The 7,716-nt window shown below is 73.6% G+C and carries 7 protein-coding genes; 4 read left to right on the top strand and 3 right to left on the bottom strand.

What is annotated here, in order from left to right:
* The first annotated feature begins 71 nt into the window (after positions 1 to 71).
* Positions 72 to 1,229: an ROK family transcriptional regulator gene (locus AOK11_RS03040; protein ID WP_055592060.1), complete on the top strand. Its 1,158-nt coding sequence runs from the start codon at positions 72 to 74 to the stop codon at positions 1,227 to 1,229.
* Positions 1,230 to 1,387: 158 nt separating this feature from the next.
* On the opposite strand, the gene AOK11_RS03035 is transcribed toward AOK11_RS03040, so the two are convergent.
* From AOK11_RS03035 to AOK11_RS43300, 3 genes are all read right to left on the bottom strand, one after another.
* A complete protein-coding gene (locus tag AOK11_RS03035; RefSeq protein ID WP_055592059.1) occupies positions 1,388 to 2,149 on the bottom strand; it encodes a GntR family transcriptional regulator in 762 nt (253 codons plus the stop codon).
* Between the two features lie 171 nt (positions 2,150 to 2,320).
* Positions 2,321 to 3,208, bottom strand: coding sequence for an RNA polymerase sigma-70 factor (locus tag AOK11_RS03030; protein WP_055592058.1), 888 nt, complete (start codon positions 3,206 to 3,208; stop codon positions 2,321 to 2,323).
* Between the two features lie 147 nt (positions 3,209 to 3,355).
* Positions 3,356 to 3,538, bottom strand: a complete 183-nt coding sequence (locus AOK11_RS43300; protein ID WP_055592057.1) for a hypothetical protein — start codon at positions 3,536 to 3,538, stop codon at positions 3,356 to 3,358.
* Between AOK11_RS43300 and AOK11_RS03020 the strand changes: the two genes are divergently transcribed.
* The 3 genes from AOK11_RS03020 (at position 3,537) to AOK11_RS03010 (ending at position 7,688) form a co-directional block, all read left to right on the top strand.
* Positions 3,537 to 4,367 (top strand): alpha/beta fold hydrolase, encoded by an 831-nt coding sequence (locus AOK11_RS03020; RefSeq protein ID WP_055592056.1) that lies wholly within the window; start codon positions 3,537 to 3,539, stop codon positions 4,365 to 4,367. The two genes, AOK11_RS43300 and AOK11_RS03020, sit on opposite strands and share 2 nt — an antisense overlap.
* Positions 4,368 to 4,627: 260 nt before the next feature.
* Complete coding sequence (locus AOK11_RS03015; protein ID WP_055592055.1) at positions 4,628 to 6,211, top strand: alkaline phosphatase D family protein; 1,584 nt, start codon at positions 4,628 to 4,630, stop codon at positions 6,209 to 6,211.
* A 124-nt stretch (positions 6,212 to 6,335) separates the two neighbouring features.
* Positions 6,336 to 7,688 carry a GNAT family N-acetyltransferase gene (locus AOK11_RS03010; protein ID WP_079034602.1) on the top strand — a complete coding sequence of 451 codons (1,353 nt, stop codon included), beginning with the start codon at positions 6,336 to 6,338 and terminating at the stop codon, positions 7,686 to 7,688.
* The last annotated feature ends 28 nt before the right edge of the window (positions 7,689 to 7,716 follow it).

Raw genomic sequence — 7,716 nt, 5'->3', positions numbered from 1 at the left:
GTGGCGCAGTCCGGGGCCCGCCGCGCCGAGTACGATCCGCCCCACACGCGCACGAGCGGGGAGGACGGACGGTGAGTCGGCTGACCGGCGGGGATCCCTCGCTGTTGCGGAGGATCAACTCCGCGGTGGTACTGCACGCGCTGCGGGCCACGGACTGCGCCACGCTGACCGAGGTCACGAGGGTGACGGGGCTGTCCCGGCCCACCGTCGAGGGTGTCGTGGAGGGTCTGATCGAGGCGGGCCTCGTCGTGGAGAAGGCAGCCGAGGAGGGGGCGGCGCGGCGCCAGGGGCGGCCGGCCCGGAGGTTCCGCTTCCGGGCGGAGGCCGGGCATCTGCTGGGCCTGGAGATCGGGCCGCACCGGGTGGCGGCGCTGCTGGCCGACCTGGACGGCCGGGTGATCGGCGCCCAGGCCAAGGACATCGGGGAGACGGCCGACGCCGACGAGCGGCTGGACCGGCTGCGCGCCGCCGTCGCCGAGCTGCTGCGCCGGGCCGGGGTGCCGCGGGACTCGCTGCGGGCCGTGGGCGTGGGGACGCCCGGGATCGTCGAGGCGGACGGCACCGTACGGCTGGGCACGGCGCTGCCCGGGTGGACGGGACTGGGGCTGGGCGAGCGGCTGAGCCGGTCCTTCACGTGTCCGGTGCTGGTCGAGAACGACGCCAACGCGGCGGTCGTGGCCGAGCATTGGAAGGGCGTCGCCACTGGGACCGACGATGTGGTGTTCGTGCTGGCCGGGCTGAGTCCCGGCGCCGGTTCACTGATCGGGGGCCGGCTGCACCGGGGGTACGGCGGGGCGGCCGGTGAGATCGGCGCGCTGCATCTGCTGGGTCGCGAGGCGACGCCCGAGAAGCTGCTGTCCACCACGGACGAGCCGCTGCATCCGCTCGACGAGCAGGCGGTGGCCGAGGTCTTCGCCCGGGCCCGTGAGGGCGACACACGGGCCCGGGCGGCCATGGACCGCTTCATTCAGCGGCTGGTCCACGACGTGGCGGCGCTGGTGCTGGCCCTCGACCCGGAACTCGTCGTGATCGGCGGCTGGGCGGCCGGACTGGACGGCGTGCTGGAGCCGTTGCGGCGCGAACTGGCCCGCTACTGCCTGCGCCCGCCGAAGGTCGCCCTGTCCCGCCTCGGGGAGGCGGCGGTGGCGACGGGCGCGGTGCGGCTCGCCCTGGACCATGTGGAGGAGCAGCTCTTCGCGGTGGAGGCCACGGTGACGGCCCGTCGGTAGGCGGCGCGCCGCTCGCGCGGCACTCCGCGCCTTCGCGTGCCTGACCCCGGCGGCGGTCGGCGTAGCCCGCCGCCGGTCTGCTCGGCCCGTCCGCGGCGCACACCCCACCGGCCGCGCACGTCCCGCCCGCAGCGGACGGCGCCCGGAAGCACCGGTGCTCAGGAGGCGCGGCGCTCGGGGCCGTGGTGGATCTCCACGCCTCCGAAGTCGCCGAAGGTCAGCCGGCAGGTGTCCGCGCGGTAGGTGGCGACGGACAGCGCGGCGACGCGGCCCCGGGCGATGAAGGAGGTGGTGACGACGAGGACGGGCGCGCCCGGCAGGCGGTCCAGCTCCTTGGCGTCGTCCGCGCGGGCCGAGCCGAGCTCCACCGCGTTCTCGTGCCGCTCCAGTTCCAGGTGCTGCAACTCGCGCAGTACCGCACGCGCGCGGGCCGCGCCCGACGGGGCGTCGATGGCGGAGAGGTCGGGCACCGAGGAAGCGGGGATGTACAGCAGTTCGGCGGCCACGGGCTGGCTCTGCGAGACCCGGGACCGTCGTACGGTGTGCACGGGCTCCTCCCGGCCGGTCACCAGGGTCTCGGCGACGGTCGCGGGCGGCACGTCGAGCGTGCAGTCCACGGCCTGCCAGGCGTCGTCGGGTCCGCCGGGCCAGGCGTGCTGCGCCGTGCCCACGGACACGCCCATGCGCGGCGGGGCCACCGTGGTGCCTACGCCCCGGCGTCGCTGCAGCCTGCCTTCCAGCTCCAGCTGCTCCAGTGCCTGGCGGAGCGTGGCACGGGCGACGCCGAAGCGGGCGGCCAGATCGCGCTCGTTGGGCAGGATCTCGCCCACCGAGAACTCCGAGTCCAGGGCCTCGCTGAGCACGGTCCTGAGATGCCAGTACTTCGGTTCCGGCACCGTTTCCAACTGCGTGGTCCCCACCCTGTCCTCCGCGATCGCCGGGTCCGGTGGCGTTTTAGCGCCCTTGTTTATTAAAGGTTGTTTCACTTCTCTGCGACCATAGGACGGCCCTCACCCTTGGTCAATACCAATCGGACATGACGACGGGGCCCGCGCCGGACGGCGCGGGCCCCGTGTACGGGTGGCCGGTTCCTACCCGGCAGCCTCCAGCGAGCGCAGCTTGTCGGGGTTGCGGATGACGTAGACCGCCTGGACCCGCCCGTCGACGACGTCCAGTTGGAAGACGGTGTCGGGTCTGCCGCCGATGAGGACCAGTGCCGCAGGACCGCCGTTGAGCTCGAGGAGACGGACCGAGGCGTCGGGGAAGCCCTTGCGGGTGACACCGACGAGGAAGCGGCCCACCTTGTCGGCGCTCTCCAGGACGCGCAGCGGGGCGCGCGACTTGCCGCCGCTGTCGCCGACGAGCCGTACGTCGGGGGCGAGCAGCTTCATGAGCCCTTCCAGATCGCCGCCGGCCGCCGCCGCCAGGAACCGCTCGGTCAGGTCGCGGCGCTGGGCGGGGTCGACGTCGTAGCGCGGGCGGCGCTCCTCGACGTGTCTGCGGGCCCGCGCGGCGAGCTGGCGCACCGCCGGTTCACCGCGGTCGAGCATGGCGGCGATGTCGGAGTAGGGGTAGCCGAACGCCTCCCGCAGGACGAACACCGCGCGCTCCAGCGGAGACAGCGACTCCATGACGACCAGGACGGCGAGCGAGACCGAGTCGGTGAGCACCACCTGCTCGGCGGTGTCCGGGGTGGTGTCGCCGAAGTCGGTGAGGTAGGGCTCGGGCAGCCACGGGCCGACGTACGTCTCGCCCCGTGCCTTGATCTGACGCAGCCGGTCGATGGCGAGGCGGGTGGTGACGCGCACCAGGTAGGCGCGCGGCTCGCGGACTTCTGACCGGTCGCCGCCCGCCCAGCGCAGCCACGCCTCCTGAACCACGTCCTCGGCGTCGGCCACCCGTCCGAGCATGCGGTAGGCCACCCCCAGGAGGACGGGGCGGTGTTCCTCGAAGGCGTCGGTCACGGTGTCGGTGCTCACCCCTCCATCCCAGCCGACCCGTGCGGCCGTGTCCAGGCGGATTCGGCACGTCGCGGAACAGGGACGCCGGAGGCAGAACCCCGCGCCGGGAGCCGGCCCTCCGGGGGCTACCCGTCGGTAGCAATTGCTGACAAGCTGTCTACGGCGTCAGGCGACGTCGGTGCCGGTGTCGGTGCCAATGCCGGTGTCGGTGCCGGTGTCGGTGCCAATGCCGGTGTCGGTGTCGGTGTCGGTGCCAATGCCGGTGTCCCACCTGGCGTCCCGGGCACCGCGTGTCCCCCGGCACCGCGAACCCGGACACCCCGAGTCCCAGACGAGGAGCATCCCCATGTCCGCGACCGTCTCCTTCGAGGTCACCTTTCCGCACGGCCCGCAGACCCTCACTCTCTCCTACGCGCGCGCGGGCCGCGGCGAACCGCTGCTCCTGCTGCACGGCATCGGTCATCACCGCCAGGCCTGGGACCCGGTGGTGGACATCCTCGCCACCGAGCGCGAGGTGATCGCCGTGGACCTGCCCGGCTTCGGCGCCTCCCCGGCGCTGCCGGGCGGCCTCGCCCACGACCTGCCCACCATGACCGCCGCCCTCGCCGCCCTGTGCGGAAAACTGGAGCTCGACCGGCCCCACGTCGCGGGCAACTCGCTCGGCGGTCTGCTGGCCCTGGAGCTCGGCCGCGAGAAGCTCGTACGGTCCGTCAGCGCACTGTCCCCGGCCGGGTTCTGGACCCAGGCGGAGCGACGGTACGCCTTCGGCGTGCTGGTCGGAATGCGGCGGATCGCGGAGCGCATGCCGCTGCCCCTGGTCGAGCGGCTCGCCCGTTCGGCGGCCGGGCGCGCGGCGCTGACCAGCACCATCTACGCCCGGCCGGGCCGCCGTTCACCCGAGGCGGTGGTCGCCGAGACGCTCGCGCTCGCCGGTGCCCCCGGCTTCGCCGAGACGCTCCGGGCGGGCACCGCCGTGCGGTTCACCGACGACGTGCCCGGCATCCCGGTCACCGTCGCCTGGGGCGCCCGCGACCGGCTGCTCATCCCCCGTCAGGGGGTCCGCGCCAAGCGAACGATCCCCGGGGCACGACTGATCCGGCTGCCCGGCTGCGGTCACGTCCCGATGAACGACGACCCCGCCCTGGTCGCCCGCGTCCTCCTCGACGGCAGCCGCTGAACGGGGCCACGCGGACCGGCGCGATACGGCGCGACGGGATGTGACGCGGCCGGCGTGACGCGGCCGGACACGGCGTGACGGAACGTGCCGCGAAGGAAGGCGACGGAGTACGCCGGAATGCGGCGAGCAGCACGGGCGGCGCGTCGATTCCCCTGGGTCTGCGCCGAGTTGTTCACTTGGGGTTTGCGCGCGAGCCGCGCCGCCCGAGTACGTGTGGCAGCGCACACCGACCGGTTCTCCCGCCCTCTGGAGGCGCATTCATGTCACTCCCTTCGTTCCCCGGTCGCCGCGCCCTCCTGCGCGGCTCGCTCGCAGCTTCGGCCGCCCTGGCCCTACCCGCCGCCGGGTCGGCGCCCGCCTTCGCCCGGTCCGGGCGTCCGGAGGCGAAGTGGGGTGTGCAGACGGGTGACGTGACGCACGACTCCGGGCTGGTGTGGGTGCGCTCCGACCGCCCGGCCCGGATGATCGTCGAGACGTCGGCGACCGAGTCGTTCCGTCGCCCGCAGCGCCGGCACGGCCCGCTGCTCGACCCCGGCACGGACTTCACGGGAACCACTCGGCTGCGCGGACTGCCGGCGGGCGAGCAGATCCACTACCGGGTGCGGCTCGCCGACCCGGACGACCCGCGCCGCTCGGGCGAGCCGGTCACCGGTACGTTCCGGACGGTGCCCGCGCGACGGCGCGAGGGCGTGCGGTTCGTGTGGTCGGGCGACCTGGCGGGGCAGGGCTGGGGCATCGATCCCGACTTCGGCGGCTACCGGATCTTCGAGGCGATGGCCCGGACCGATCCCGACTTCTTCCTGTTCAGCGGCGACACCGTCTACGCCGACGGGCCGATCCAGGCGACCGCCGCGCTGCCGGACGGCGGTGTCTGGCGGAACATCACCACGGAGGAGAAGTCCAAGGTCGCCGAGACCCTGGCCGAGTTCCGCGGCAACTTCCGGTACAACCTGCTCGACGAGCACTTCCGCCGGTTCAACGCACAGGTGCCGTCGATCGTGCAGTGGGACGACCACGAGGTGCGCAACAACTGGTACCCGGGCCAGCGGATCGCGGACACGGACGGCCGGTACACGGAGAAGAGCGTCGATGTACTGGCGGCACGGGCGCGGCGCGCGTTCGGCGAGTACTTCCCGATGTCCACGCTGCGGCCGGGCGATCGCGAGGGCCGGGTCCACCGGGTGCTGCGGCAGGGGCCGCTGCTGGACGTGTTCGTCCTGGACATGCGGACGTACCGCAACGCCAACTCCACCGGTGACCAGACCGTGGACCCGCAAGGGATCCTCGGGCGCGAGCAGTTGGAGTGGCTCAAGCGGGAGCTGGCGCGGTCGCGGGCGGTGTGGAAGGTGATCGCCGCGGACATGCCGCTCGGCCTGGTCGTGCCCGACACCGGTGAGGGCGCCCAGCACGTCGAGGCGGTGGCCCAGGGCGACCCGGGCGTGCCGCTGGGGCGCGAGCTGCAGATCGCCGAGCTGCTGCGGTTCATCAAGCACCGGCGGATCACCGGCACGGTGTGGCTGACGGCCGACGTGCACCACACCTCGGCCCAGCACTACCAGCCCGCGCGGGCCGCGTTCGGCGACTTCGAGCCGTTCTGGGAGTTCGTCTCCGGGCCGTTGAACGCGGGCGCCTTCCCGGCGAGCGCGCTCGACGGCACCTTCGGCCCGGAGCGGGTGTTCGTGAAGGCGCCGGCCGCGGCGAACGTCTCACCCGCCGGCGGCTACCAGTTCTTCGGCGAGGTCGACATCGACGGCGGCAGCGGAGAGCTGACCGTACGGCTGCGGGAGCAGGACGGCACCGTGCTGTACACGAAGCGGTTGCGGCCGGGCCTGGTCGGCCAGTAGCCGGTCGACGCACCACCCGCCGACCAGTAAAGCGACAAAAGGATCATAGGCACCATACGAACTCTTTACTCGTCAGCCATGGCACGTTAGTGATCACGAAACACACTTCCTTCACAGTGGCTGCATGAGCCGAGACATGCCGGACGAGACGCGTGACCGCCAAGGCCGTTCCCCGCAGGGGCAGTCGGGAGGCGGACCGACCGCACGGTTCACGGCGGCGTTCCGCAGGTGGCGGGCACGCCGCCACGGTCACGCGCCCCCCGCTTCCGATACCGGCGGCCGGCCCCCGGCCGCCGGGTCGTGGGACGGGCTGCCGGCCGCCTCCGCCGACGGGTCCGTGCGCGGCGCCCCGGCGGAGAGCACCCTGTGGCGGATGCGGACGACGGTGCGGGACGAACCGGGCGCACTGGCCGCGCTGTGCACGGCGCTGGCCGGGGAGAGCGTCGACATCCTGAGCCTGCAGACGCATCCGCTGGGCACGGCCACGGTCGACGAGTTCCTGCTGCGGGCCCCCGCCGACCTGGCCGGCGCCGGTCTCACGGCGGCGGTGGCGGGCGCCGGTGGCACCGACACCTGGATCGAGCGGGCCGACGCCCACGACCTGGTGGACGCGCCGACCCGGATGCTGGGCCTCGCCACCCGTACGGCACTGGACGCCGCGGAACTCCCTCTGTCGCTGAGGCAGTTGCTGGGGCGGTGCACGATCCGTTCACTGCCCGCCGCACCGGGTGCCGGCCGGCGGGCGCCGGAGGGTGTGCCGGCCGAGGGGACCCTGGAGGACACCGTGATGCGGCTGCGCGCCCCCGAGGGCGGTGTGATCACCGTGGAGCGGCCGTATCTGCCGTTCACGCCCACCGAGTTCGCCCGGGCCAGGGCCCTGGTGGAACTGGACACCCGGCTCGGCCCCCGGGTTCCCCGCGGCCAGGACCTCCTGACGCTGCCCGAGGGCAGCGACATCACCGTGCGGCGGGCGGACACCGGTGACCTGGAGGCGGCACGGGCGATGCACGAGCGGTGCTCGCCCGAGACCCTGCGCCTGCGGTACCACGGGCCGGTCGGCGATGTGGACCGCTACCTGAACCACCTGCTCAGCCCGCGCTTCGGCCGCACGCTCGCCGTGCGGACGGCCTCGGGGCGCATCGTCGGCCTCGGCCATCTGCTGTGGGACGGCGACGAGACCGAGGTGGCTCTGCTCATCGAGGACGCCTGGCAGCGCCGGGGCATCGGCGCCGAGCTCCTCGCCCGGCTGGTGGCGATGGCCGGCGAGGCGGACTGCGCCCATGTCTACGCCGTGACGCAGGCGTCCAACACCGGCATGGTCGCCGCGATGCGCGGCCTGGAACTCCCCCTCGACTACCAGATCGAGGAGGGCACCCTGGTCATCACCGCCCGCCTGGACCAGCGGCCGGCCCGCCGCATGCAGGAGGAACGCAGCGAACAGGAGTACGGCGGCTCCCGGATCGGCCACCGGTCGTAGGCCCTTGCACCGCAGAACGCCGACGGAG

The organism is Streptomyces hirsutus (genome assembly GCF_001418415.1).
In the GTDB taxonomy this organism is placed as follows: domain Bacteria; phylum Actinomycetota; class Actinomycetes; order Streptomycetales; family Streptomycetaceae; genus Streptomyces; species Streptomyces hirsutus.
The sequence above is the reverse complement of the archived record's forward strand: the minus strand, read 5'-3'. Positions and strand labels throughout refer to the sequence as shown.